At 51.4% G+C, this 24,198-nt stretch carries 17 protein-coding genes, 1 tRNA gene, 3 rRNA genes and 1 other annotated feature; of the genes, 10 read left to right on the top strand and 11 right to left on the bottom strand.

The window, feature by feature from the left end:
- Positions 1-9 precede the first annotated feature (9 nt).
- The 4 genes from FOB24_RS19095 to FOB24_RS19080 form a co-directional block, all read right to left on the bottom strand.
- Positions 10-492: an OmpA family protein gene (locus FOB24_RS19095; RefSeq protein ID WP_038642755.1), complete on the bottom strand. Its 483-nt coding sequence runs from the start codon at positions 490-492 to the stop codon at positions 10-12.
- A gap of 12 nt (positions 493-504) precedes the next feature.
- Positions 505-1,728, bottom strand: coding sequence for a diguanylate cyclase DgcN (gene dgcN, locus FOB24_RS19090; RefSeq protein WP_121529417.1), 1,224 nt, complete (start codon positions 1,726-1,728; stop codon positions 505-507).
- Positions 1,721-2,239 (bottom strand): YfiR family protein, encoded by a 519-nt coding sequence (locus FOB24_RS19085; protein WP_038642751.1) that lies wholly within the window; start codon positions 2,237-2,239, stop codon positions 1,721-1,723. Before FOB24_RS19085 ends, dgcN begins: the two co-directional genes overlap by 8 nt.
- A gap of 158 nt (positions 2,240-2,397) precedes the next feature.
- The gene (locus FOB24_RS19080) at positions 2,398-2,772 is read right to left on the bottom strand and encodes a DUF2799 domain-containing protein (RefSeq protein WP_038642749.1); all 375 of its coding nucleotides are present in this window, start codon (positions 2,770-2,772) and stop codon (positions 2,398-2,400) included.
- 215 nt (positions 2,773-2,987) lie between these two features.
- Between FOB24_RS19080 and aroF the strand changes: the two genes are divergently transcribed.
- Together aroF and tyrA are read left to right on the top strand one after the other, a co-directional pair.
- Entirely contained in the window at positions 2,988-4,058 is a 1,071-nt protein-coding gene (gene aroF / locus FOB24_RS19075; protein ID WP_150345321.1) for a 3-deoxy-7-phosphoheptulonate synthase AroF, read from the top strand.
- A gap of 10 nt (positions 4,059-4,068) precedes the next feature.
- Positions 4,069-5,190: a bifunctional chorismate mutase/prephenate dehydrogenase gene (gene tyrA, locus FOB24_RS19070; protein WP_038642745.1), complete on the top strand. Its 1,122-nt coding sequence runs from the start codon at positions 4,069-4,071 to the stop codon at positions 5,188-5,190.
- 42 nt (positions 5,191-5,232) lie between these two features.
- Here tyrA and pheA read toward each other — a convergent pair whose 3' ends face one another.
- From pheA to bamD, 4 genes are all read right to left on the bottom strand, one after another.
- On the bottom strand, positions 5,233-6,393 hold the full coding sequence (gene pheA, locus FOB24_RS19065; RefSeq protein ID WP_038642743.1) for a bifunctional chorismate mutase/prephenate dehydratase: 1,161 nt from the start codon (positions 6,391-6,393) through the stop codon (positions 5,233-5,235).
- 22 nt (positions 6,394-6,415) lie between these two features.
- Positions 6,416-6,541 (bottom strand) — a sequence feature (Phe leader region).
- Positions 6,493-6,540 carry a pheA operon leader peptide PheL gene (gene pheL / locus FOB24_RS19060; protein ID WP_100249759.1) on the bottom strand — a complete coding sequence of 16 codons (48 nt, stop codon included), beginning with the start codon at positions 6,538-6,540 and terminating at the stop codon, positions 6,493-6,495. (Overlaps the previous feature by 48 nt.)
- Positions 6,542-6,643: 102 nt before the next feature.
- Positions 6,644-6,982 carry a ribosome-associated translation inhibitor RaiA gene (raiA, locus tag FOB24_RS19055; RefSeq protein ID WP_003031244.1) on the bottom strand — a complete coding sequence of 113 codons (339 nt, stop codon included), beginning with the start codon at positions 6,980-6,982 and terminating at the stop codon, positions 6,644-6,646.
- A 270-nt stretch (positions 6,983-7,252) separates the two neighbouring features.
- Entirely contained in the window at positions 7,253-7,990 is a 738-nt protein-coding gene (gene bamD, locus FOB24_RS19050; RefSeq protein WP_005130417.1) for an outer membrane protein assembly factor BamD, read from the bottom strand.
- A 131-nt stretch (positions 7,991-8,121) separates the two neighbouring features.
- Between bamD and rluD the strand changes: the two genes are divergently transcribed.
- From rluD to FOB24_RS19005, 8 genes are all read left to right on the top strand, one after another.
- Positions 8,122-9,102, top strand: a complete 981-nt coding sequence (rluD, locus tag FOB24_RS19045) for a 23S rRNA pseudouridine(1911/1915/1917) synthase RluD (protein WP_038642740.1) — start codon at positions 8,122-8,124, stop codon at positions 9,100-9,102.
- A complete protein-coding gene (gene yfiH / locus FOB24_RS19040; protein WP_085048919.1) occupies positions 9,099-9,830 on the top strand; it encodes a purine nucleoside phosphorylase YfiH in 732 nt (243 codons plus the stop codon). The genes rluD and yfiH overlap by 4 nt, the downstream gene beginning before the upstream one ends.
- A gap of 129 nt (positions 9,831-9,959) precedes the next feature.
- Positions 9,960-12,533 (top strand): ATP-dependent chaperone ClpB, encoded by a 2,574-nt coding sequence (gene clpB, locus FOB24_RS19035; protein ID WP_150345320.1) that lies wholly within the window; start codon positions 9,960-9,962, stop codon positions 12,531-12,533.
- Positions 12,534-12,949: 416 nt separating this feature from the next.
- Positions 12,950-14,489 (top strand): 16S ribosomal RNA (locus FOB24_RS19030).
- Positions 14,490-14,574: 85 nt separating this feature from the next.
- A tRNA-Glu gene (locus FOB24_RS19025) sits at positions 14,575-14,650 on the top strand.
- Between the two features lie 209 nt (positions 14,651-14,859).
- Positions 14,860-17,764 (top strand): 23S ribosomal RNA (locus FOB24_RS19020).
- A 99-nt stretch (positions 17,765-17,863) separates the two neighbouring features.
- A 5S ribosomal RNA gene (gene rrf / locus FOB24_RS19015) occupies positions 17,864-17,979 on the top strand.
- The 16S, 23S and 5S rRNA genes sit together here with 1 tRNA gene alongside, the layout of an rRNA operon.
- 414 nt (positions 17,980-18,393) lie before the next feature.
- On the top strand, positions 18,394-19,692 hold the full coding sequence (locus tag FOB24_RS19005; RefSeq protein WP_061382224.1) for an MFS transporter: 1,299 nt from the start codon (positions 18,394-18,396) through the stop codon (positions 19,690-19,692).
- On the opposite strand, the gene FOB24_RS19000 is transcribed toward FOB24_RS19005, so the two are convergent.
- The 3 genes from FOB24_RS19000 to FOB24_RS18990 form a co-directional block, all read right to left on the bottom strand.
- Positions 19,689-20,024 (bottom strand): YfiM family lipoprotein, encoded by a 336-nt coding sequence (locus FOB24_RS19000; protein WP_201746028.1) that lies wholly within the window; start codon positions 20,022-20,024, stop codon positions 19,689-19,691. The two genes, FOB24_RS19005 and FOB24_RS19000, sit on opposite strands and share 4 nt — an antisense overlap.
- A gap of 31 nt (positions 20,025-20,055) precedes the next feature.
- Positions 20,056-21,411 (bottom strand): CDP-diacylglycerol--serine O-phosphatidyltransferase, encoded by a 1,356-nt coding sequence (gene pssA / locus FOB24_RS18995; protein WP_061382223.1) that lies wholly within the window; start codon positions 21,409-21,411, stop codon positions 20,056-20,058.
- Between the two features lie 114 nt (positions 21,412-21,525).
- The gene (locus tag FOB24_RS18990) at positions 21,526-24,186 is read right to left on the bottom strand and encodes a bifunctional acetate--CoA ligase family protein/GNAT family N-acetyltransferase (RefSeq protein ID WP_038642730.1); all 2,661 of its coding nucleotides are present in this window, start codon (positions 24,184-24,186) and stop codon (positions 21,526-21,528) included.
- Positions 24,187-24,198: the final 12 nt, after the last annotated feature.

Raw genomic sequence — 24,198 nt, 5'->3', positions numbered from 1 at the left:
CGGGGATGATTACGGTGTGGCGATGACGACCGCGACACGGCGGTTTTCAGCACGACCTTTAGAGGTCTGGTTACTGGCGATAGGGTATTTCTTCCCGAGTCCCTGGGTGGTCAGATTGGTACGGGGAATATTAGCGCCTTGTGCCCAGGCATCGGCCACGACATTCGCGCGTTTGAGCGACAGAGCCTCGTTGTAGCTGTCTTCGCCGTAGTTATCCGTATGACCATCCAGACGAGCATGGTTTAGCCCGGTAGCAGCCAGTTTGGATGCCATTTCCTGAATCTGCTTTTCACTTTCCGGACGTAGCTTATAGTCGTTTTTATCAAACAGGATATTGTCAGACAGGCCAAGAGACCAGTCTCCTGAAACTTCGCTAAATCCGTACGATTTCATAGCTGCAATTTGCTCTGGGGTAAATTTTCCCTGAGGTGCCTGACAGCCTGCCACAATCAGTAAAAGCAGAAAAAACGGTGAAAATAGACGTTTTAACATGTGTGTAATTCCTTATTTAATAATGCGTTCAGAACGCAAATGTTTGGCCTGATACATATTTTGATCGGCAAGTTCTTGTAATTTTTCGGCAGAGGCATGTTCCCACGTCAGCGCAAAGCCAATGCTGAGTGTCATGCTTGCCAGATGACCATTGTGCAGGTCAAAAGGTCGGTTAAACGCTTGTGACAGTGCGGCACAGATACGCTGAACTTCGTATTCTGAGTGAACGCTATACAGCACCATGGCAAACTCATCGCCGCCAAGCCTGTAGGGGTGATGTCGATCACCTCCAAACTCGGACAGCCTTTTTGCAACTTCAATCAGGACACGGTCGCCCGCTGCGTGGCCCCAGGTATCGTTAATAAATTTAAAATTATCACCATCAAGGAATAGCAATGCAGAACTGCTGCGGGCAGCATCGTCGTTCATCAGGGCGTTAATGCTGCTGCGAAATGCGGCGCGATTTGCCAGTCCTGTCAGAGGATCATGTAACGCGGTACGCAAAAGCTGAGCGTTCTTTGCCTGCAACCGAAGTTGCCATTCCTCCATTTCGTCCAGCAGGCTATTAAAATCCTGAGCAAAAAGATGAAATTCTTCGATACGTTCTTCTGAAACACGTCGTGAAAAGTTACGGTTGGTACGGACATCATGTACCACCTCGGTGATATTTTGCAGGGCTTCTACTACGCCATTGTGCAAATAGCGAGTGAGCATTAATGCAATGCCTGATGCCAACAGAATGCATCCGGTAAGAACGGCCAGCGACAAATAAATGAAATGGCTGATCACGCTATCGCGGGCAGTCAGGCGCACTTCACCAATAACATTGCCATTATGCAAAATGGGCTGTGTGACCGGTTGCGGAAACAGCCAGTGGCTGATCAAACCGCTGATCTTTTCAGTGGTGTCCTGCGCGTCATAGCGCCAGGTGGCGATCACGTTCTGCTTTTTATTACGCACTTCCGCTACGGAAAACTGCCCTTGTTGCCCTAGCGCCGCCAGAGTTTCTGTTGCCGCAACACTGTCAGAAAAGACTAATGCAGCTTCAAGTGTACGAGTCATCGTGGCTGCGGTCAGGTCCAGGTTCTTTTGCGCATACTGTCTTAATGCCAGCACGGAGGAAATGCTAAGCAGTAGCCAGATCAACGTCATGGTGACCAGGACGCTGATTATGCTGATACGCCGTAATGTCCGCTTAAACGTCGGGCGTGTTATGGGAGAATGGCCCTTATCCATGCTTTTTATTCCGTGCAAGCATCAATACGTCTGGACTGACCCTTACGCCACTGCGTGAAAGGGAATCCATATTTACGGAAAATCTCACATCTTCATCTTTAATTATGAGGCAAAAGGCACTGCCAATAACGCATTCGGGATTCTGTTCAGCGATTAATAACAGTGCCTTTGTCGGATATTTATTCTTTAATTCCACCTGATAACCAGGGGATTCTTTTCCAAAATAAAAACCATCACACTGCGAAACTAATATTTCTTGTTCCGTACGAATGATGACGGGAAGATAGGGTAAAGCACCAGTACTGGTATCTCCCAGTACACTGGAAAAACGCGATGAAGAGAAAATACACAGTTTTGGTGGCCCGGAAAGTGCAGGCCAGTGTGTATAACTGACGATGCCGGAAACCATCGCGCGTACAGATTTTGCTTCTTCCGTAACGCTCTGGGCGTACAGCGGTAATCCGGTCAGGAGCAGTGCCAGTAGAAGTATGAGTCGGTAAGAATAGCTCATGAATAGTTACCTACCAGCGGTTGCCGTAAAGCGTCGAAATACACTCAAGATTGTTTGAGACAAAATAACATTATTTTCCTAAGTCGTCATTATTCCGGGTATAAAGCTATGGATAATTTAAGTTAAATCTTATGTGCATATAAAATATAAGTTATTGTTTAATTTAGTCTTATAGCGGCATTACCTTCGTTTGCCCCTTTTTGCCAGGCGTTGTGTAACTGGTCAACATTTTCGACAGTATCGCAACTTGGGGGAAAGGTTTTCCCGGCCAGACCCCTGGCGTAAACAAAATCCTGCTGGCAGGTTTTACGTTGTCCCTCGGCGTAACCCTTAAGATATTCCGTACGATCGACTTCTGGATCATTGTAATTGTCGGCAAGAATTTCATTATCTTTAACCGCATAGCCTGAAATGGCATCGCGTATCCCGGCATCGTACCAGTCGGTGCCAGTCCAGGTAGGGGCGTGAGTATAGGGGTCTATCTGACATCCGCTAAGAAGTAGTATTAATAAGGTGCTGATGAGTTGCTTCATAGCCTGTGCTCCCGCGTTTTTTTAAGCATAGTGGATCTGATATCAGGATGATGTAAATTTAAATGTACACTCAGATAGGCTTTATTTAGTGCTTAATAGCGCGATGTAAATTAAAATTTACGGATTATGGATTGAAATCTTTACCCGTTGTGATATCGTTATTTCCTCCTCGCTGAGGATCAACTATCGCAAACGAGCTAAACAGGATCACCATCATGCAAAAAGACGCGCTGAACAACGTACATATTACCGACGAACAGGTTCTGATGACTCCGGAACAGCTGAAAGCTGAATTTCCGCTGAGCCAGGCACAAGAGGCGCAAATCTCCCAGTCGCGTAAAACCATTTCAGATATTATCTCCGGTCGCGATCCGCGTCTGCTGGTGGTATGTGGTCCGTGCTCCATTCACGATCCTGAAATGGCAATTGAGTACGCTCGTCGATTTAAAGCCCTTGCCGCAGAGGTCAGCGATAACCTCTACCTGGTGATGCGCGTCTATTTTGAAAAACCCCGTACTACCGTTGGTTGGAAAGGGTTAATTAACGATCCTCATATGGATGGCTCTTTTGATGTTGAAGCTGGACTGAAAATTGCGCGTCAACTGCTGCTTGAACTGGTAAATATGGGACTCCCGCTGGCAACTGAAGCCCTGGATCCTAATAGCCCACAATACCTGGGCGATCTGTTTAGCTGGTCGGCAATCGGTGCGCGTACCACGGAATCACAGACTCACCGTGAAATGGCTTCTGGTCTTTCGATGCCGGTTGGCTTTAAGAACGGCACTGACGGTAGCCTGGCAACCGCGATCAACGCCATGCGTGCCGCGGCGCAGTCACACCGTTTTGTCGGTATTAACCAGGCAGGGCAGGTAGCGCTGCTGCAAACTCAGGGCAATCCGGACGGTCATGTGATCCTGCGTGGCGGCAAAGCGCCGAACTACAGCCCGGCAGATGTTGCCCAGTGCGAAAAAGAGATGGAACAGGCGGGACTAAGACCTTCCCTGATGGTAGATTGCAGTCATGGTAACTCCAATAAAGATTACCGCCGTCAGCCTGCCGTGGCTGAATCCGTGATTGCGCAAATCAAAGATGGCAATCGCTCGATCATTGGTTTGATGATTGAAAGTAATATTCATGAAGGCAACCAGTCTTCCGAACAGCCGCGCAGCGCAATGAAATACGGCGTGTCCGTAACCGATGCATGCATTAGCTGGGAAATGACGGATGCGCTACTGCGTGAAATTAGCCAGGATTTAAACGGCCAGCTGTCGGCGCGTGTAGCATAAGAGGTTGGTTATGGTTGCTGAATTGACCGCATTACGCGATCAAATTGATGAAGTCGACAAGGCGCTGCTGGATTTGCTGGCACGCCGCCTGGAGCTGGTTGCTGAAGTCGGTGAAGTAAAAAGCCGCTTTGGGCTGCCGATTTACGTGCCGGAGCGGGAGGCCTCTATGTTGGCTTCACGCCGCGCGGAAGCGGAAGCCCTTGGCGTACCGCCGGATCTGATTGAAGATGTGCTGCGCCGGGTTATGCGCGAGTCCTACTCCAGTGAAAATGACAAAGGATTTAAAACGCTTTGTCCTTCCCTACGACCGGTAGTGATCGTCGGCGGCGGTGGTCAGATGGGGCGTCTTTTCGAAAAAATGCTCACTCTGTCAGGTTATCAGGTGCGGATCCTGGAACAGCAGGACTGGGATCGCGCGTCGGAGATCGTCTCTGATGCAGGCATGGTGATCGTCAGCGTGCCGATCCACGTCACCGAGCAGGTGATCGCTAAATTACCGCGTCTGCCGTCTGACTGTATCCTGGTCGATTTGGCATCGGTGAAAAATGGTCCTTTACAGGCGATGCTGGCAGCGCACGATGGTCCGGTGGTGGGGTTACATCCCATGTTTGGTCCGGACAGCGGCAGTCTGGCAAAACAGGTGGTTGTCTGGTGTGATGGACGTCAGCCGGAAGCCTATCAGTGGTTCCTGGAACAGATTCAGGTCTGGGGCGCGCGGTTGCATCGGATCAGCGCCGTTGAACACGACCAGAATATGGCGTTTATTCAGGCCTTGCGTCACTTTGCGACCTTCGCCTATGGTCTGCACCTGGCGGAAGAAAACGTGCAACTGGAACAATTGCTGGCGCTCTCTTCGCCGATTTATCGCCTTGAACTGGCGATGGTTGGACGCTTGTTTGCCCAGGATCCGCAGCTGTATGCCGATATCATTATGTCGTCTGAGAGCAACCTTGCGCTGATCAAACGCTACTATCAACGTTTTGGTGAGGCGATTGGTTTACTGGAGCAGGGCGATAAGCAAGCGTTTATCGACAGCTTCCGTAAGGTGGAGCACTGGTTTGGCGATTATGCGAAACGCTTCCAGAGCGAAAGCCGTACTTTGTTGCGCCAGGCGAATGACAGCCGTCCTTAACTAAGATGCCGGATAAGCTTAGCGCCATCCGGCATTGTCACGTTAACTCGGATCGACCGGCACCACGTTCTCACTCGGGTAACATCCCAGCACTTTCATCGAACGCGTAATCTCCCCCAATTCTTTTAACGCTTTTTGCATTTGGGGGGATTCCAGATTGGCCTGGATATCAAGATAAAACATCTCTTCCCATGGATTGCCGTGAATCGGGCGTGACTCCAGTTTAGTCATAATCAGATTATGGTTGCGCAGTACCAGCAGCGCTTCAACCAGCGCACCGGCCTGTTGGCCTGTTGCCATCAGCAGCGTGGTTTTCGCCGGAACCTGGTCGGAAACATTGATAGCCTTGCGTGCCAGTACCACAAAGCGGGTGATGTTTTGTGTCTGGTTAGCTTCGATATGCTCGAGAACCTGCAAACCATACAGTACGCCTCCGGCTTCGCTCCCCAATGCGGCTACGCGTGGTGAGTTAGCTTGTGCAACTTTTTCCATCGCCGCTGAGGTGCTTTCGGTGTACTCAATCTTCCAGTGTGGGTAACGGCTCAGGAACTTGCTGCACTGTTGGAACGGCTGCGGGTGGCTGTATACCGTATCAATGGTCTCGAGATCGGTTGTGCCGGATACCAGTACGCAGTGGTCAATTGTAATAGTCATCTCGCCAACGATAGACAGACTGGTGTGCTGCAGCAGGTCGTAGACGTCGTTAATCCCACCGGAGCTGGTGTTTTCAATCGGGACCACCGCATAGTCAGCTTGTCCGGTTTCGACCTGATTAAAGATATCGGCAAATTTCGCGCAGCCGCTTTCAATGAATTGTTCAAAATGACGGGCAGCGTACTGACGTGCGGCGAGGTGTGAGTATGAGCCTTTTGGCCCAAGGAATGCGACGCGCGCGGAATGGGGGTTAATTTTGTTCAGATGTTGCTGGAGCAGTGCCTGCTGCGTCAGGACGGAGTCTTCGATAATCAGTTGGAACAGGCGGGTGATATAGTGCGCGTCGAGATGATGTGCTTTGCCAAGCTGAATCAGCCGGTCTAACAGATCGCGTTCGCGGTCGATATCACGTACTGGACGATGTGAAAGCAGTTTAGCTTTACCGACTTCTACGGCCAGCCCACGCCGTTCAGCCAGTAGGGCCAGTAATTTTTCATCCAGCGAACTGATTTTATCGCGCAGCGCCAGCAATGGGTTTTCCGATGTCATAGTGTTGCCTTTCTTGTTATCAATAAAAAAGGCCCCCCGTTGTGGGAGGCCTTATTGTTCGTCTTCGCATTCTTTATCACACGACGAAACGCCTCCCATTCAGGGGAAGGTAAAAAAGAATGCGAAGAAGAACGGGGTAAGTTTCATGTAATTTTCCTTTGGCTACGTCAGTAAAGTACCCGTACTGTTTTCACCCTGTCAACAAAAAACGCGCCCGAAGGCGCGTTGGCGATACACTCAATGTAAGGGACTACTCTTCTTCTGCTTCGACGAAGTTGGCGTCTTTGACTGAAGTTGTTGCACGACGGGCTTCGCCTTTGTGCTGCACTTTATTGAGCTGCCGTTCCAGCTTGTTGATCAAATCGTTAATTGCGGTGTACATATCCTCGTGTTTTGCGCTGGCGACCAGATGTCCGTTCGGTGTATTGATGGTGGCATCAGCAATGAAACCCTGTGGCTCCTTAGACAGAATGATATGTGGATTAATCAGATGAGTTTGCCATTTTTCAAGTTTGGCGAGACGGTCTGCGACATGCTGGCGAATTGCCGGAGTAATTTCCATTTGTTTACTGGTAATGTTCATTGTCATAAATTTTACCTCTTGTCTTTCCCGTCTTGGTGATTCCAGCATACCGTTCCTAATGTCAAAATGTGTGATTTAAATCACATTATTTTGTCGCTTTTTGTCAAGAAAACCTTTTTGTGAGGCACCGCAGGAACAAGCGATTTTTTACTTGAGGAATAGCAGAAAGCAGGCCATATTTGATGAGATGCGTTGGAGCTAAACCGCTTCAGTTATGGCGTAAACGGATAAAAAAACGGCAGCCCTTGGGGCTGCCGTTTTGCATTCTGAGGTAAATCAGGTGTTACTGCTGTTGGCGGCAATGATTTTCGCTACTTTTTCTGCCTGAGCATTCATTTGCATCTGGCGATAAGCGTTTTCCATTAACGGCAGAGCATCACGCGTTGCCTGGGTATCCGGGTAGTCGCGCAGCATGCCTTCCACACGGTTTACCACCGCCACCCATGCGCCACGGGCAGTGTAATATTCCGCAACGGAGTATTCATACTTCGCCAGACGATCTTTCAGGAACACCAGACGTTTAGTGGCGTCAGTGGTGTACTGGCTGTTCGGATAGCCACGTACCAGCTTGGAAAAGTCATTAAACGCAGCTCGGGCATGTTGTGGATCGCGATCGCTGCGATCAACCCCAAAGAATCCTTGCAGTGCGCTATCATCCAACGCCATATTGGTCAGGCCACGCATATACATGACATAATCAATGTTAGGGTGTGTCGGATTAAGACGGATAAAACGATCGATGGCAGCCTGAGCAAGTGGCAGATCGGCGTTTTTGTAGTAGGCGTAGATGAGATCTAATTGCACCTGCTGAGAATACGGTCCAAATGGATAACGGTTATCCAACGCTTCCAATTGCGTTATTGCCTGTTTCCAGTTACCGTCCTGCAGCTTTTGCTGAGCAGTCGCGTAGATTTCATTTGGCGGATTATCGGGCACCTCTTCCTTTGAACCAGAGCAACCCGCCAAAAACAGGCTCAACGTGGCTGCTGCCACCAGATATTTCATGCGCGTCATGACGTTTTGACTTTCCTCAAAATGTTTTACGGGAGATTCTCTGTTCCTGCTCCCGGTTAAGACCAGCTACAATAGCACACTATATTAAACGGCAAAGCCGTAAAACCCAACGTTAAACAAAGAAGCAGTTTATGGCACAACGAGTAGAACTCACCGCAACAGTCTCCGAAAATCAGCTCGGTCAACGCTTAGATCAGGCTTTGGCCGAATTGTTCCCTGATTATTCGCGATCGCGCATAAAAGAATGGATCCTCGACCAGCGCGTGCTGGTAAATGGCAATCTTTGCGATAAACCGAAAGAAAAAGTGTTGGGTGGAGAGCAGGTCTCCATCAATGCAGAAATTGACGAAGAGGTTCGTTTTGAGCCTCAGGATATCCCGCTGGATATCGTGTATGAAGATGACGATATTCTTGTTATCAACAAACCGCGTGACCTCGTGGTGCATCCGGGCGCAGGCAATCCTGATGGCACGGTATTGAATGCGTTGCTGCATTACTACCCGCCAATTGCGGATGTTCCTCGCGCGGGTATCGTCCATCGTCTGGACAAAGACACGACCGGATTAATGGTGGTGGCAAAAACCGTTCCGGCGCAAACGCGTCTGGTGGAGTCATTACAGCTGCGTGAAATTACCCGTGAGTACGAAGCCGTGGCGATTGGTCATATGACAGCGGGCGGAACCGTTGAAGAGCCGATTAGCCGTCACCCGACCAAGCGTACACACATGGCGGTACACCCGATGGGTAAACCGGCGGTGACGCACTATCGTATTATGGAACACTTCCGTGTGCACACGCGTCTGCGGTTGCGTCTGGAAACCGGACGTACGCACCAGATCCGCGTGCACATGGCGCATATCACTCATCCGCTGGTGGGAGATCCGGTCTACGGTGGTCGTCCGCGTCCACCAAAAGGCGCTTCTGACGAATTTATTTCCGTATTGCGTAAGTTCGACCGTCAGGCGCTGCACGCGACCATGCTGCGTCTGTATCACCCGATTTCCGGTATCGAAATGGAATGGCATGCGCCAATTCCGCAAGATATGGTGGAACTGATTGAAGTGATGCGCGCTGATTTCGAAGAACATAAGGATGATATTGCCTGGTTATGAGTAAGCTAATTGTCCCGCAGTGGCCGCTACCGCAAGGTGTTGCGGCATGTAGTTCTACCCGTATTGGCGGTATCAGTATGCCGCCTTATGATTCGCTGAATCTGGGCGCCCATTGCGGCGATAACCCGGAGCATGTCGAAGAGAACCGCAAACGACTGTTTGCTGCGGGCAATCTGCCTTCAAAGCCAGTCTGGCTGGAACAGGTCCACGGTAAGGAGGTCCTGAAACTGACGGGCGAGCCGTACTCCTCCAAACGTGCGGATGCGTCATACAGCAATACGCCAGGCACCGTGTGTGCGGTGATGACGGCGGACTGTCTGCCCGTACTATTTTGTAATCGTGCAGGTACGGAAGTCGCGGCGGCCCATGCAGGTTGGCGCGGATTATGCGCCGGTGTGCTGGAAGAGACGGTGGCGTGTTTTGCCGACAAACCTGAAAACATTATTGCCTGGCTAGGCCCGGCGATTGGCCCGAACGCGTTTGAAGTGGGGCCAGAAGTCCGCGCAGCGTTCATGGCGCATGATCCGCAGGCGGACCTCGCATTTGTACCGCGCGCAGACAAATATCTGGCGGATATCTACCAGCTTGCGCGCCAGCGTCTGGCAAATGTCGGCGTGACGCACCTCTACGGCGGTGACCGGTGCACCTTCAGCGAAAGTGAGACTTTCTTCTCTTATCGTCGCGACAATACCACGGGTCGTATGGCAAGTTTTATTTGGCTGATATAACCTAAAGAATCAAGACGATCCGGTACGTGTAATTTTCTTTTCACATAATTCAGGTCATTCACCTTGAATAATTGAGGGATGACCTCATTTAATCTCCAGTAGCAATTTTGACCTGTTATGGGAGGAGTTATGCGTCTGGATCGTCTTACTAATAAATTCCAGCTTGCTCTTGCCGATGCCCAGTCACTCGCATTGGGGCACGACAATCAATTTATCGAACCACTTCATCTAATGAGCGCCTTGCTGAATCAGGAAGGGGGATCGGTACGTCCTTTATTAACCTCTGCTGGCATTAATGCCGGCCAGTTACGTACAGCCATTGACCAGGCGTTGAGCCGCTTGCCGCAGGTAGAAGGCACCGGCGGTGATGTGCAGCCTTCTCAGGATCTGGTGCGTGTACTGAATCTTTGCGACAAGCTGGCGCAAAAAAGAGGGGACAACTTTATTTCGTCAGAACTGTTCGTTCTGGCGGTGCTTGAGTCACGCGGTACGCTGACCGATTTATTAAAATCAGCAGGGGCGACGACCGCCAATATCACTCAGGCAATTGAACAAATGCGTGGAGGTGAAAGCGTGAATGATCAGGGAGCTGAAGACCAACGTCAGGCCTTGAAAAAATATACCGTCGATCTGACCGAACGCGCCGAACAGGGCAAGCTCGATCCGGTTATCGGTCGTGATGAAGAAATCCGCCGCACCATTCAGGTGCTGCAACGTCGTACTAAAAATAACCCGGTGTTGATTGGTGAACCTGGCGTCGGTAAAACCGCCATCGTTGAAGGGCTGGCGCAGCGTATTATCAACGGCGAAGTGCCGGAAGGCTTAAAAGGCCGCCGCGTACTGGCGCTGGATATGGGCGCGCTGGTGGCCGGGGCGAAATATCGTGGCGAGTTTGAAGAACGTTTAAAAGGTGTGCTGAACGATCTCTCTAAACAAGAAGGCAACGTCATTCTGTTTATTGATGAGCTGCATACCATGGTTGGCGCAGGTAAAGCCGATGGCGCCATGGACGCCGGTAACATGCTGAAACCGGCGCTGGCGCGTGGGGAACTGCACTGCGTAGGCGCAACCACGCTCGATGAATATCGTCAGTACATCGAAAAAGATGCGGCGCTGGAACGTCGTTTCCAGAAAGTGTTTGTGGCTGAACCTTCAGTAGAAGACACCATCGCCATTTTGCGTGGTCTGAAAGAACGTTATGAGCTGCACCACCATGTGCAGATCACTGACCCGGCGATTGTTGCGGCAGCGACGCTGTCTCACCGCTATATTGCCGACCGTCAGTTGCCGGATAAAGCCATCGACCTGATCGATGAAGCGGCATCCAGCATTCGTATGCAGATTGACTCCAAGCCGGAAGAACTGGACAGACTCGACCGCCGTATTATCCAGCTCAAACTGGAACAGCAGGCATTAATGAAAGAGTCTGATGAGGCGAGTAAAAAACGTCTTGATATGCTCAACGAAGAACTGGACGACAAAGAGCGCCAGTATTCCGAGTTAGAAGAAGAGTGGAAAGCGGAAAAAGCCTCGCTCTCCGGTACTCAGACGATTAAGGCTGAGCTGGAGCAGGCGAAGATCGCCATCGAGCAGGCGCGTCGTGTGGGCGACCTGGCGCGGATGTCCGAGCTACAGTACGGTAAAATCCCGGAGCTGGAAAAACAGCTGGAAGCCGCTACCCAGTCGGAAGGTAAAACTATGCGTCTGTTGCGTAACAAAGTGACCGATGCAGAAATTGCTGAAGTGCTGGCGCGTTGGACGGGGATCCCGGTTGCCCGCATGCTGGAAGGCGAACGGGAAAAACTGTTGCGTATGGAGCAGGAGTTGCACAGCCGTGTGATTGGCCAGAACGAAGCGGTTGAAGCGGTATCTAACGCGATTCGCCGTAGCCGTGCTGGGCTGTCTGACCCGAACCGTCCGATTGGTTCATTCCTGTTCCTTGGGCCGACCGGTGTCGGTAAAACCGAACTGTGTAAAGCGCTGGCAAACTTTATGTTCGACAGTGACGATGCAATGGTGCGTATCGATATGTCCGAGTTTATGGAGAAACACTCGGTGTCTCGTCTGGTCGGTGCGCCTCCGGGATATGTCGGCTACGAAGAGGGGGGGTATCTCACTGAAGCAGTGCGCCGTCGTCCTTACTCCGTCATCCTGCTGGATGAAGTGGAGAAAGCGCATCCGGATGTGTTCAACATTCTGCTGCAGGTGCTTGACGATGGTCGTCTGACCGACGGGCAGGGGAGAACAGTCGACTTCCGTAATACGGTGGTCATCATGACTTCGAACCTGGGGTCCGATCTGATCCAGGAACGTTTTGGCGAGCTCGATTACAGCCACATGAAGGATATGGTGCTGGGCGTTGTGAGCCATAACTTCCGCCCGGAATTTATCAACCGTATAGATGAGGTTGTGGTATTCCATCCGTTGGGTGAGCAGCACATTGCTTCTATTGCTCAGATCCAACTGCAGCGTCTGTATAAACGTCTGGAAGAGCGTGGCTATGAAATCCATATCTCTGACGAAGCGCTCAAACTGCTGAGTGCGAATGGTTACGATCCGGTATATGGCGCGCGTCCATTGAAACGCGCTATCCAGCAACAGATCGAAAACCCGCTGGCGCAGCAAATTTTGTCTGGGGAGCTGATTCCTGGCAAAGCCATTCGCCTGGAAGTGAACGACGACCGTATCGTGGCAGTGCAGTAAGTCACAAAACGATAATAAACGAGCCCTGCGGGGCTCGTTTTTGTTTGAAAACCAGGCAAAAATAGAAGGGTTGAGTAAAAAGTAATCGTTTGATAAGTTTTTTGTATTTTTAACTTGTCAGCCTGAAATAACTCCCTATAATGCGCCTCCACTGACACGGAACAACGGATTACACGCCGCCGGGTCAGCGGAGAAAAGCGTAAATAAACGCTTGACTCTGAAGCGGGATAGCGTAATATGCACACCCCGCGCCGCTGAGAAAAAGCGAAGCGGCACTGCTCTTTAACAATTTATCAGACAATCTGTGTGGGCACTCGAGGATACGGATTCTTAACGTCGCAAGACGAAAAATGAATACCAAGTCTCTGAGTGAACACGTAATTCATTACGAAGTTTAATTCACGAGCATCAAACTTAAATTGAAGAGTTTGATCATGGCTCAGATTGAACGCTGGCGGCAGGCCTAACACATGCAAGTCGAACGGTAGCACAGAGAGCTTGCTCTCGGGTGACGAGTGGCGGACGGGTGAGTAATGTCTGGGAAACTGCCCGATGGAGGGGGATAACTACTGGAAACGGTAGCTAATACCGCATAATGTCGCAAGACCAAAGAGGGGGACCTTCGGGCCTCTTGCCATCGGATGTGCCCAGATGGGATTAGCTTGTAGGTGGGGTAACGGCTCACCTAGGCGACGATCCCTAGCTGGTCTGAGAGGATGACCAGCCACACTGGAACTGAGACACGGTCCAGACTCCTACGGGAGGCAGCAGTGGGGAATATTGCACAATGGGCGCAAGCCTGATGCAGCCATGCCGCGTGTATGAAGAAGGCCTTCGGGTTGTAAAGTACTTTCAGCGAGGAGGAAGGCGTTGTGGTTAATAACCACAGCGATTGACGTTACTCGCAGAAGAAGCACCGGCTAACTCCGTGCCAGCAGCCGCGGTAATACGGAGGGTGCAAGCGTTAATCGGAATTACTGGGCGTAAAGCGCACGCAGGCGGTCTGTCAAGTCGGATGTGAAATCCCCGGGCTCAACCTGGGAACTGCATCCGAAACTGGCAGGCTAGAGTCTTGTAGAGGGGGGTAGAATTCCAGGTGTAGCGGTGAAATGCGTAGAGATCTGGAGGAATACCGGTGGCGAAGGCGGCCCCCTGGACAAAGACTGACGCTCAGGTGCGAAAGCGTGGGGAGCAAACAGGATTAGATACCCTGGTAGTCCACGCCGTAAACGATGTCGACTTGGAGGTTGTGCCCTTGAGGCGTGGCTTCCGGAGCTAACGCGTTAAGTCGACCGCCTGGGGAGTACGGCCGCAAGGTTAAAACTCAAATGAATTGACGGGGGCCCGCACAAGCGGTGGAGCATGTGGTTTAATTCGATGCAACGCGAAGAACCTTACCTACTCTTGACATCCAGAGAACTTAGCAGAGATGCTTTGGTGCCTTCGGGAGCTCTGAGACAGGTGCTGCATGGCTGTCGTCAGCTCGTGTTGTGAAATGTTGGGTTAAGTCCCGCAACGAGCGCAACCCTTATCCTTTGTTGCCAGCGATTCGGTCGGGAACTCAAAGGAGACTGCCAGTGATAAACTGGAGGAAGGTGGGGATGACGTCAAGTCATCATGGCCCTTACGAGTAGGGCTACACACGTGCTACAATGGCATATACAAAGAGAAGCGACCTCGCGAGAGCAAGCGGACCTCATAAAGTATGTCGTAGTCCGGATTGGAGTCTGCAACTCGACTCCATGAAGTCGGAATCGCTAGTAATCGTGGATCAGAATGCCACGGTGAATACGTTCCCGGGCCTTGTACACACCGCCCGTCACACCATGGGAGTGGGTTGCAAAAGAAGTAGGTAGCTTAACCTTCGGGAGGGCGCTTACCACTTTGTGATTCATGACTGGGGTGAAGTCGTAACAAGGTAACCGTAGGGGAACCTGCGGTTGGATCACCTCCTTACCTTAAAGAACCGACCTTTGCAGTGCTCACACAGATTGTCTGATGAAAAGTGAATAGCAAGGCGTCTTGCGATTGAGACTTCAGTGTCCCCTTCGTCTAGAGGCCCAGGACACCGCCCTTTCACGGCGGTAACAGGGGTTCGAATCCCCTAGGGGACGCCACTTGCTGGTTCGTGAGTGAAAGACGCGCGCCCTGATATCTCAAAACTCATCTTCGGGTGATGTTTGAGATATTTGCTCTTTAAAAATCTGGATCAAGCTGAAAATTGAAACGACACACTGTGTCTGTTCTCCGTAATAAGAACAGATAAATGGTGTGTTCGAGTCTCTCAAATTTTCGCAATCAGAAGTGAAACATCTTCGGGTTGTGAGGTTAAGCGACTAAGCGTACACGGTGGATGCCCTGGCAGTCAGAGGCGATGAAGGACGTGCTAATCTGCGATAAGCGCCGGTAAGGTGATATGAACCGTTATAACCGGCGATTTCCGAATGGGGAAACCCAGTGTGATTCGTCACACTATCATTACGTGAATACATAGCGTAATGAAGCGAACCGGGGGAACTGAAACATCTAAGTACCCCGAGGAAAAGAAATCAACCGAGATTCCCCCAGTAGCGGCGAGCGAACGGGGAGCAGCCCAGAGTCTGAATCAGCATGTGTGTTAGTGGAACGGTCTGGAAAGTCCGACGGTACAGGGTGATAGTCCCGTACACAAAAATGCACAGGTTGTGAACTCGAAGAGTAGGGCGGGACACGTGGTATCCTGTCTGAATATGGGGGGACCATCCTCCAAGGCTAAATACTCCTGACTGACCGATAGTGAACCAGTACCGTGAGGGAAAGGCGAAAAGAACCCCGGCGAGGGGAGTGAAAAAGAACCTGAAACCGTGTACGTACAAGCAGTGGGAGCACCTTCGGGTGTGACTGCGTACCTTTTGTATAATGGGTCAGCGACTTATATTCTGTAGCAAGGTTAACCGTATAGGGGAGCCGAAGGGAAACCGAGTCTTAACTGGGCGTTAAGTTGCAGGGTATAGACCCGAAACCCGGTGATCTAGCCATGGGCAGGTTGAAGGTTGGGTAACACTAACTGGAGGACCGAACCGACTAATGTTGAAAAATTAGCGGATGACTTGTGGCTGGGGGTGAAAGGCCAATCAAACCGGGAGATAGCTGGTTCTCCCCGAAAGCTATTTAGGTAGCGCCTCGTGAATTCATCTTCGGGGGTAGAGCACTGTTTCGGCTAGGGGGTCATCCCGACTTACCAACCCGATGCAAACTGCGAATACCGAAGAATGTTATCACGGGAGACACACGGCGGGTGCTAACGTCCGTCGTGAAGAGGGAAACAACCCAGACCGCCAGCTAAGGTCCCAAAGTCATGGTTAAGTGGGAAACGATGTGGGAAGGCACAGACAGCCAGGATGTTGGCTTAGAAGCAGCCATCATTTAAAGAAAGCGTAATAGCTCACTGGTCGAGTCGGCCTGCGCGGAAGATGTAACGGGGCTAAACCATGCACCGAAGCTGCGGCAGCGACACTATGTGTTGTTGGGTAGGGGAGCGTTCTGTAAGCCGTTGAAGGTGGCCTGTGAGGGTTGCTGGAGGTATCAGAAGTGCGAATGCTGACATAAGTAACGATAATGCGGGTGAAAAACCCGCACGCCGGAAGACCAAGGGTTCCTGTCCAACGTTAATCGGGGCAGGGTGAGTCGACCCCTAAGGCGAGGCCGAAAGGCGTAGTCGATGGGAAACAGGTTAATATTCCTGTACTTGGTGTTACTGCGAAGGGGGGACGGAGAAGGCTATGTCGGCCGGGCGACGGTTGTCCCGGTTTAAGCGTGTAGGTGTGTGTTCCAGGTAAATCCGGTTCACTTTAACACTGAGGCGTGATGACGAGGCACTACGGTGCTGAAGTGACAAATGCCCTGCTTCCAGGAAAAGCCTCTAAGCATCAGGTAACACGAAATCGTACCCCAAACCGACACAGGTGGTCAGGTAGAGAATACCAAGGCGCTTGAGAGAACTCGGGTGAAGGAACTAGGCAAAATGGTGCCGTAACTTCGGGAGAAGGCACGCTGATATGTAGGTGAAGTGATTTACTCATGGAGCTGAAATCAGTCGAAGATACCAGCTGGCTGCAACTGTTTATTAAAAACACAGCACTGTGCAAACACGAAAGTGGACGTATACGGTGTGACGCCTGCCCGGTGCCGGAAGGTTAATTGATGGGGTTATCCGTAAGGAGAAGCTCTTGATCGAAGCCCCGGTAAACGGCGGCCGTAACTATAACGGTCCTAAGGTAGCGAAATTCCTTGTCGGGTAAGTTCCGACCTGCACGAATGGCGTAATGATGGCCAGGCTGTCTCCACCCGAGACTCAGTGAAATTGAACTCGCTGTGAAGATGCAGTGTACCCGCGGCAAGACGGAAAGACCCCGTGAACCTTTACTATAGCTTGACACTGAACACTGGTCCTTGATGTGTAGGATAGGTGGGAGGCTTTGAAGTGTGGACGCCAGTCTGCATGGAGCCGTCCTTGAAATACCACCCTTTAATGGCTGGTGTTCTAACGTGGGCCCGTAATCCGGGTTGCGGACAGTGTCTGGTGGGTAGTTTGACTGGGGCGGTCTCCTCCCAAAGAGTAACGGAGGAGCACGAAGGTTAGCTAATCCTGGTCGGACATCAGGAGGTTAGTGCAAAGGCATAAGCTAGCTTGACTGCGAGAGTGACGGCTCGAGCAGGTGCGAAAGCAGGTCTTAGTGATCCGGTGGTTCTGAATGGAAGGGCCATCGCTCAACGGATAAAAGGTACTCCGGGGATAACAGGCTGATACCGCCCAAGAGTTCATATCGACGGCGGTGTTTGGCACCTCGATGTCGGCTCATCACATCCTGGGGCTGAAGTAGGTCCCAAGGGTATGGCTGTTCGCCATTTAAAGTGGTACGCGAGCTGGGTTTAGAACGTCGTGAGACAGTTCGGTCCCTATCTGCCGTGGGCGCTGGAGAATTGAGGGGGGCTGCTCCTAGTACGAGAGGACCGGAGTGGACGCATCACTGGTGTTCGGGTTGTCATGCCAATGGCACTGCCCGGTAGCTAAATGCGGAAGAGATAAGTGCTGAAAGCATCTAAGCACGAAACTTGCCCCGAGATGAGTTCTCCCTGAGACTTTGAGTCTCCTGAAGGAACGTTGAAGACGACGACGTTGATAGGTCGGGTGTGTAAGTGTAGCGATACATTGAGCTAACCGATACTAATGAACCGTGAGGCTTAACCTTACAACGCCGAAGATGTTTTGGCGGATTTGAGAAGACAGATTTTCAGCCTGATACAGATAAGATTAACCGGCCAAAAAGCGGGTTAATAAACAGAATTTGCCTGGCGGCTGTAGCGCGGTGGTCCCACCTGACCCCATGCCGAACTCAGAAGTGAAACGCCGTAGCGCCGATGGTAGTGTGGGGTCTCCCCATGCGAGAGTAGGGAACTGCCAGGCATCAAATAAAAGCGGAAGGCCCGGTCGAAAGACCGGGCCTTTTGTTTTATCTGTTGTCTGTCGGTGAGGGCTCTCCTGAGGAGGACAAATCCGCCGGGAGCGGATTTGAACGTTGCGCAGCAACGGCCCGGAGGGTGGCGGGCAGGACGCCCGCCATAAACTGCCAGGCATCAAACAAGTGCAAAAGCCCGTCCTGCCGGATGGGCTTTTTTGCGTCTGTACGAAATGAAACCTGTCGCCTTATGCGACCTCCAACTCTATCCCCTCGAACATATCTGAATCCTTTCTGTGCTAATTAAAACCGTGACTTATATCGCATAATTAATTATAACAATTATATAACATTTGGTTTACCAAAAAAGACACAACTAGCATTGATAAATTCACGCGATCCTTGGCAGGGGTATAATTCTAATGGCTGATAGCAGTGTAACTGAGAACGGGACGCTGACAGACGGCGATACCCGCCGTCGTATTTGGGCGATTGTCGGAGCATCATCAGGGAATCTGGTCGAATGGTTTGATTTCTATATCTATTCTTTCTGCTCTCTCTATTTTGCTCATATCTTTTTTCCATCAGGAAACACCACTACGCAACTCTTACAGACTGCCGGCGTTTTTGCCGCAGGCTTTCTGATGCGACCAATTGGCGGCTGGTTGTTTGGTCGCATCGCTGATAAGCACGGGCGCAAAAAATCCATGCTGCTGTCAGTTTGTATGATGTGTATGGGATCGCTGGTGATCGCTTGTCTTCCGGGGTATGAAACCATCGGTACCTGGGCTCCTGCGCTATTGCTACTGGCCAGACTATTTCAGGGACTGTCTGTCGGGGGCGAATACGGGACCAGCGCTACCTACATGAGTGAAGTGGCCATTGAAGGTAAGAAAGGTTTTTATGCTTCATTCCAGTACGTAACGTTAATTGGCGGGCAGCTATTGGCATTACTGGTTGTGGTCATTTTACAGCAAACCTTAGAAGATTCAGCGCTCAGAGAGTGGGGGTGGCGTATTCCATTTGCGCTGGGAGCCGTGTTAGCTATTGTCGCGCTATGGCTGCGTCGCCAGTTGGATGAAACCTCGAAACAGGACGTTCGCGCGCTGAAAGAAGCGGGCTCTCTGAAAGGTCTGTGGCGTAATCGCAAAGCCTTCATCATGGTGCTTGGCTTTACTGCTGCTGGCTCGCTGTGTTTTTACACCTTCACAACCTATATGCAGAAGTACCTGGTTAATACCGCAGGTATGCATGCCAACGTAGCCAGTGGGATTATGACGGCGGCACTGTGCGTGTTCATGCTGGTGCAACCATTGTTTGGCGCTTTGTCAGATAAAATTGGCCGACGTACTTCCATGCTATGCTTTGGCGCATTAGCTGCGATTTTCACCGTTCCCATTTTGACTGCATTGCAAAACGTGACGTCTCCGTATATGGCGTTTGCTCTGGTAATGTGCGCCTTGTTGATCGTGAGTTTCTATACGTCCATCAGCGGCATTCTGAAAGCTGAGATGTTTCCGGCGCAGGTACGCGCCCTGGGGGTTGGGTTATCTTATGCGGTGGCGAATGCTCTGTTTGGTGGTTCAGCCGAATATGTTGCCTTATCCCTGAAATCCATCGGTATGGAAACCACATTCTTCTGGTACGTTACCGCGCTGGCAGTCGTCGCATTTTTAGTATCGCTGATGCTGCATGGTAAGGGGAAAGGGCTGCGCCTCTAATGATGCGCCAGTTGCCAGACTGCATAGCCGGTTGAGGCGCCCGCAACATCCCAGGCAAAGTCCTTCCAGCTCCAGCCGCTCCCAGCGGGGCGGCTGTCCCACAGTTCTTTTGACGCGCCCAGGCTGACTGAGAACATCAAACCAATAGCCGCACTGCGATCTCGGTTGTTACCCTGATGCTGGGCATATTCGTTACCGGCTGCGGCAAGCATGGCGGAGGCAATAAAATGTTGAGCTTTGTCTTGTCCGCTCCAGCGGTCGTTTGCCATGTGGCTGCAGCCAGAAATAGCCAGGATACTGGTAAGAATAAACAGGCGCACCGTTGCCTCCATATGAAAAACCCCGTCAGTGACGGGGTTTTGGTTACAGAATACGGCTAATTAATCTGTCGATACGAATACGGCGTAGTCGACGGATCAGCTTACGCACTTTGACTGGATAGTCAGCAATGCTTTGCAGGTCGCGGTAGTGCTTAACCACGGTGGTATGCGTGCGGATAAGCTCCAGCTCTTTATCGCGCTGGGGCGCCAGCTCTTGCTTAGGATCGTGGATAAGGATGGCATTTTCCAGATCCAGACGCCAGGCTCGAGGATTAAGGTTGTTGCCGGTGAGCAGCATCCATTTATCATCAACCCACATACCTTTCAGATGATAAGTGTTGTCATCATCTTTCCATAAGCGCACGACTAACTGGTCGGTATTCACATAATATTGCAGTCTGCTCAGGAAACGGCGCAGGTTAATTTCATACAGATAGGGCAGCGCGCCGATGATTTTAAAAGGCTCATCTTCCGGGATATAAAAGTCGTTGGCGGTTTTATCACCGACAATGATTTCGACCTTTTTCCCTTCACGCAGCAGCTGAATGATATTGCGCACCAGTATGGCGGGCAGATTGAAATAAGGGGTACAAATTGTGAGTTTGTGCTCTGCGCAGGGCATGAGGTGGAAAATAGTCTTATTTAACAGACTGGATTTTCCGAGTCCAACCAGAGGCGTAACAGAAAGCTGTTCATTATCCGCATCTCCCTGAAAATGGAATGACGCATCGCGCAGTTCCTGACGGTACAAGCGGATGTCGTTTTTAATTTCCGGGCTTTTAGGGCGATTGATATCATCAAGACGATTAACGCCGCGACCATTCATCAGGTTTTGCGCCACCCAATTGAACATGATATCGGCCATTTGAGGGTTGCGAATCAACTGATAACGGTCGTAGCGATATTTATCATGCTGATGCAGATAAACATCGTTCAGGCTGGCGCCGCTATACAGGACGCTGTCATCGATGATAAAGCCTTTGAAATGTAGAACGCCAAGGGCTTCGCGCGTGTTAATCGGCACACCATAGACAGGAATATCGATACCGGGGTTTTCTTGCGCCATGCGGCAATACCAGTCAGCATTGGTATTAGATGCCGCAGCACCAATGCGCCCGCGCTGGGCTCGGTGCCAGTCGACAAGCACCCGGACATCCAGTTCAGGACGCTGCCGTTTTGCCGCATAGAGCGCGTCGAGTATGCCTTTGCCACCGTCATCCTGTTCCAGGTACAGCGCAATAATGCAGATCCGTCGCGTCGCGCTGGCGATTTTTTCCAGCAGAGTCTCCCTGAAATTAGCGGGAGCATAAAAGAAATCTACATCATCAACTGACTGAGAAATCTTGGGTAGTTGGGCAAGGTGTTGTTGATGTTTATTACGCTTAAATTTTGACAACATCACAGTGCATTTCTTCTCTGTTCATTGAAGGGTCCTCTGTGCTATGCAGACGACATAAGCGGGCAATGATACCACCAGTACCCATTAATGTGGTCAACATTTCCAGTACCTTACTCACGATTCCTCAAATTGGGCCAGATTAAGCGTTAGCCCAACAATCCCCTCTTCGAGTTGGACGTCAACAACGAACCCGAGTTTCCGGGCCAGGGCGACCATACCGCGATTGTTTGGCATCGTAATACCATTCAAACGTCTAAGTCCGTGATCTCGGGTATAGGCAATTAATTTTTCCATCAATCGGCGACCCAGTCCAAGTCCTTTGAGATCAGAACGAACCAGGACGGCAAACTCGGCATCTACGTTATCAGGATCCGAGATAGCTCGCGTCACGCCGAGGATCTCTTCATGATTATCTCTACAACGCACAGCGACAAAGGCCATTTCACGATCGTAGTCGATCTGTGTCATATTGGCTAAATCTTCATGGGTAAATTCGTTGATCTCACTAAAATAGCGATAATAAAGATCTTCTTTGGTTACCTGAGAAATGAACTGCTGCAGATGAGGTTCATCCTCTGGCAAAATGGGGCGGAACAGGCAGCGCTCGCCGTTCTTCAACTCAACCCACTCTTCAAGCTGATGAGGGTAGGGGCGTACAGCCAATCTGCTTTCGTTATCGCCCGTGAAAGGGGCAATGTCCAGCGTGACGTCCAGCGCGGTAAATTCACCGGCGGAGGCCAGCAGCGGATGGATATCCAGACGCTGAATTTCCGGACAATCGACGATCAGGTTGGATACCTGCACCAGAAGCTGGCTCAGCCCGGCGATATCCAGTGGGCGTAGTGCGCTACGAGCGCGGATCTTCTTATTTTTGATCCCCTGGATCACCAGATAACGCGCCAGATTCATGTTCAATGGCGGCAATGCCACCACGGCTTGCTCTTCTGGTCGCCACTCAACCCCGCCTTCACCCAGCATAATCAGCGGGCCAAATACCGGATCGTGTTCAACGACGACGCGAAGCTCCTGAGCGCCAGCGCGATTCGCCATGCTTTGCACTAATAAACCGTGGATGCGCGCCTGCGGCCAGGCCATTTTCACCCGATCAAAAATCGCATTCGCGGCCTGCTGTACCTCTGTTGCCGTACGCAGGTAGAGCATTACCCCCTGAACTTCCGATTTATGCGGGATATCAGGGGAACGCAGCTTAAGCGCCACCGGATAGCCGATCTGCTCTGCGATATGCACAGCTTCCGCGCTGTCGCTGGCGATCCAGGTCGGGAGCGTGTGTAAGCCATAAGCTTGTAAAATCGGCTGCACTTCATGGGTATCCAGCGATGTGGCCCCTTCGGCAATCGCCTGCTGTAACAGATTATGCGCCTCGGCGGTGTTCGTGGTCAGGTAGTCCGGTAGCGCAGGCGTTTCTCGCAGTTGCTTCTGGTTACGCCGATACTCAACCATATGCATAAATGCGGTGATGGTTCCTTCCGGTGTACGGTAGGTGGGCACCCCTGCTTCGCTAAATAGCCTACGGGCTTCCTGGGAAGAAAACTCCCCGCACCAGTTGGTTAGTAAGGAGATAAATTTCCCTCGAGGATGCTGCTTTACTGCTTCGATCAACGCTTGCGCGCTTTCGGTCCCGGGGGCAGCGGCGCTGGGCGAATGAATCACCATCAGGGCGTCGAAGTCCTGGCTGGCGAGCAAAATATCCAGCGTTTTTACATAGTGTTCGCTACTGGCGTCGTCACGAAGATCCAGCGGGTTGCCGATATCAACATGGGCTGGTAGCGCATCGCGTAATTTCTGGCAGGTATCTTCACTCAGCGTGGCGAGTTTGCCATTCTTCGACCATAGCTCATCCAATGCCAGTGCGGCAGGCGCGGCGCCGTTACTGATGATCATTAGTCTGTCACCACGCAGCGGGCGCATGTGACTCAGGGTTTCGACCGCCGAGAACAGCTCGTGAGTATCTTGCACGCGTAATAAACCGGCGCGCTGAATAGCCGCATCCCAGGCTGGGTCCATCCCTGCACTGGTGTGCAGTAAACGCTGCGCTGCTGGGCTGCGGCCACTCTTAATCACCAGAATGGGTTTGTTGCGCGCGGCGCTACGGGCGGCAGAGACAAAGCGCCGGGCATCGCTCAAATGTTCGAGATAGAGCAATATTGCGCTGGTTTTACTGTCGCGCGCCAGGTAATCCAGCAGCTCATCAACGTCGATATCCAGGCTGTCACCCAACGCGATAAAGTAAGAAAAGCCCATTTCTCTCTGCTGCGCCCAGTCGAGTATGGTATTGGATACGGCGGCGGATTGAGAGATAAAAGCCAGCTTGCCGCGCTTAATCGGGACGGGGGAAAAGCTGGCGTTAAGTCCCTGCCAGGGGGCGAGAAGTCCCAGACTGTTGGGACCCAGCAGGCGTATTTTATAGCGTGAGGCGCAGGCCAGCAGTTCTGCATGCTGGGCCGCGGGAGCCGAAAGAATAATGCAGGTTTTACAGCCTTTCTCGCCAAGCGCTTCGAGCAATGCCAGGTTACGGCTGGCATTGGTGCACAACACGGCGAGGTCGGGGCTAAAAGGCAAGCTGCTGATATTGGGCCAGGCCAGTACGCCCAATACCGCTTTCCAGGCGGGCGTCACCGGTAGAACTGGCCCATTGAAACCGCCGGCAAGCAGATTACGCATCATCAGGTAACCCGCGCGGTTAGGCTTCATCGACGCCCCAATCACCGCAATGGATTTCGGTCGCAGTAGTGCTTCCAGACCACGTTGACTCATATCGGCTTCCTT

This window comes from Citrobacter werkmanii (assembly GCF_008693645.1).
Classification (GTDB): domain Bacteria; phylum Pseudomonadota; class Gammaproteobacteria; order Enterobacterales; family Enterobacteriaceae; genus Citrobacter; species Citrobacter werkmanii.
This window is presented reverse-complemented; position numbering and strand designations above follow the sequence as displayed.

Excerpts from the sequence above, each read along its gene's own strand:
- bamD (WP_005130417.1), bottom strand. The coding sequence starts at position 7,990 with ATGACGCGCATGAAATATCTGGTGGCAGCAGCCACGTTGAGCCTGTTT.
- rluD (WP_038642740.1), top strand. The coding sequence starts at position 8,122 with ATGGCACAACGAGTAGAACTCACCGCAACAGTCTCCGAAAATCAGCTC.
- FOB24_RS18990 (WP_038642730.1), bottom strand. The coding sequence starts at position 24,186 with ATGAGTCAACGTGGTCTGGAAGCACTACTGCGACCGAAATCCATTGCG.
- FOB24_RS19080 (WP_038642749.1), bottom strand. The coding sequence starts at position 2,772 with ATGAAGCAACTCATCAGCACCTTATTAATACTACTTCTTAGCGGATGT.
- dgcN (WP_121529417.1), bottom strand. The coding sequence starts at position 1,728 with ATGGATAAGGGCCATTCTCCCATAACACGCCCGACGTTTAAGCGGACA.
- FOB24_RS19095 (WP_038642755.1), bottom strand. The coding sequence starts at position 492 with ATGTTAAAACGTCTATTTTCACCGTTTTTTCTGCTTTTACTGATTGTG.
- FOB24_RS19005 (WP_061382224.1), top strand. The coding sequence starts at position 18,394 with ATGGCTGATAGCAGTGTAACTGAGAACGGGACGCTGACAGACGGCGAT.
- FOB24_RS19085 (WP_038642751.1), bottom strand. The coding sequence starts at position 2,239 with ATGAGCTATTCTTACCGACTCATACTTCTACTGGCACTGCTCCTGACC.
- tyrA (WP_038642745.1), top strand. The coding sequence starts at position 4,069 with ATGGTTGCTGAATTGACCGCATTACGCGATCAAATTGATGAAGTCGAC.
- yfiH (WP_085048919.1), top strand. The coding sequence starts at position 9,099 with ATGAGTAAGCTAATTGTCCCGCAGTGGCCGCTACCGCAAGGTGTTGCG.
- clpB (WP_150345320.1), top strand. The coding sequence starts at position 9,960 with ATGCGTCTGGATCGTCTTACTAATAAATTCCAGCTTGCTCTTGCCGAT.
- FOB24_RS19000 (WP_201746028.1), bottom strand. The coding sequence starts at position 20,024 with ATGGAGGCAACGGTGCGCCTGTTTATTCTTACCAGTATCCTGGCTATT.
- raiA (WP_003031244.1), bottom strand. The coding sequence starts at position 6,982 with ATGACAATGAACATTACCAGTAAACAAATGGAAATTACTCCGGCAATT.
- pssA (WP_061382223.1), bottom strand. The coding sequence starts at position 21,411 with ATGTTGTCAAAATTTAAGCGTAATAAACATCAACAACACCTTGCCCAA.
- pheA (WP_038642743.1), bottom strand. The coding sequence starts at position 6,393 with ATGACATCGGAAAACCCATTGCTGGCGCTGCGCGATAAAATCAGTTCG.
- aroF (WP_150345321.1), top strand. The coding sequence starts at position 2,988 with ATGCAAAAAGACGCGCTGAACAACGTACATATTACCGACGAACAGGTT.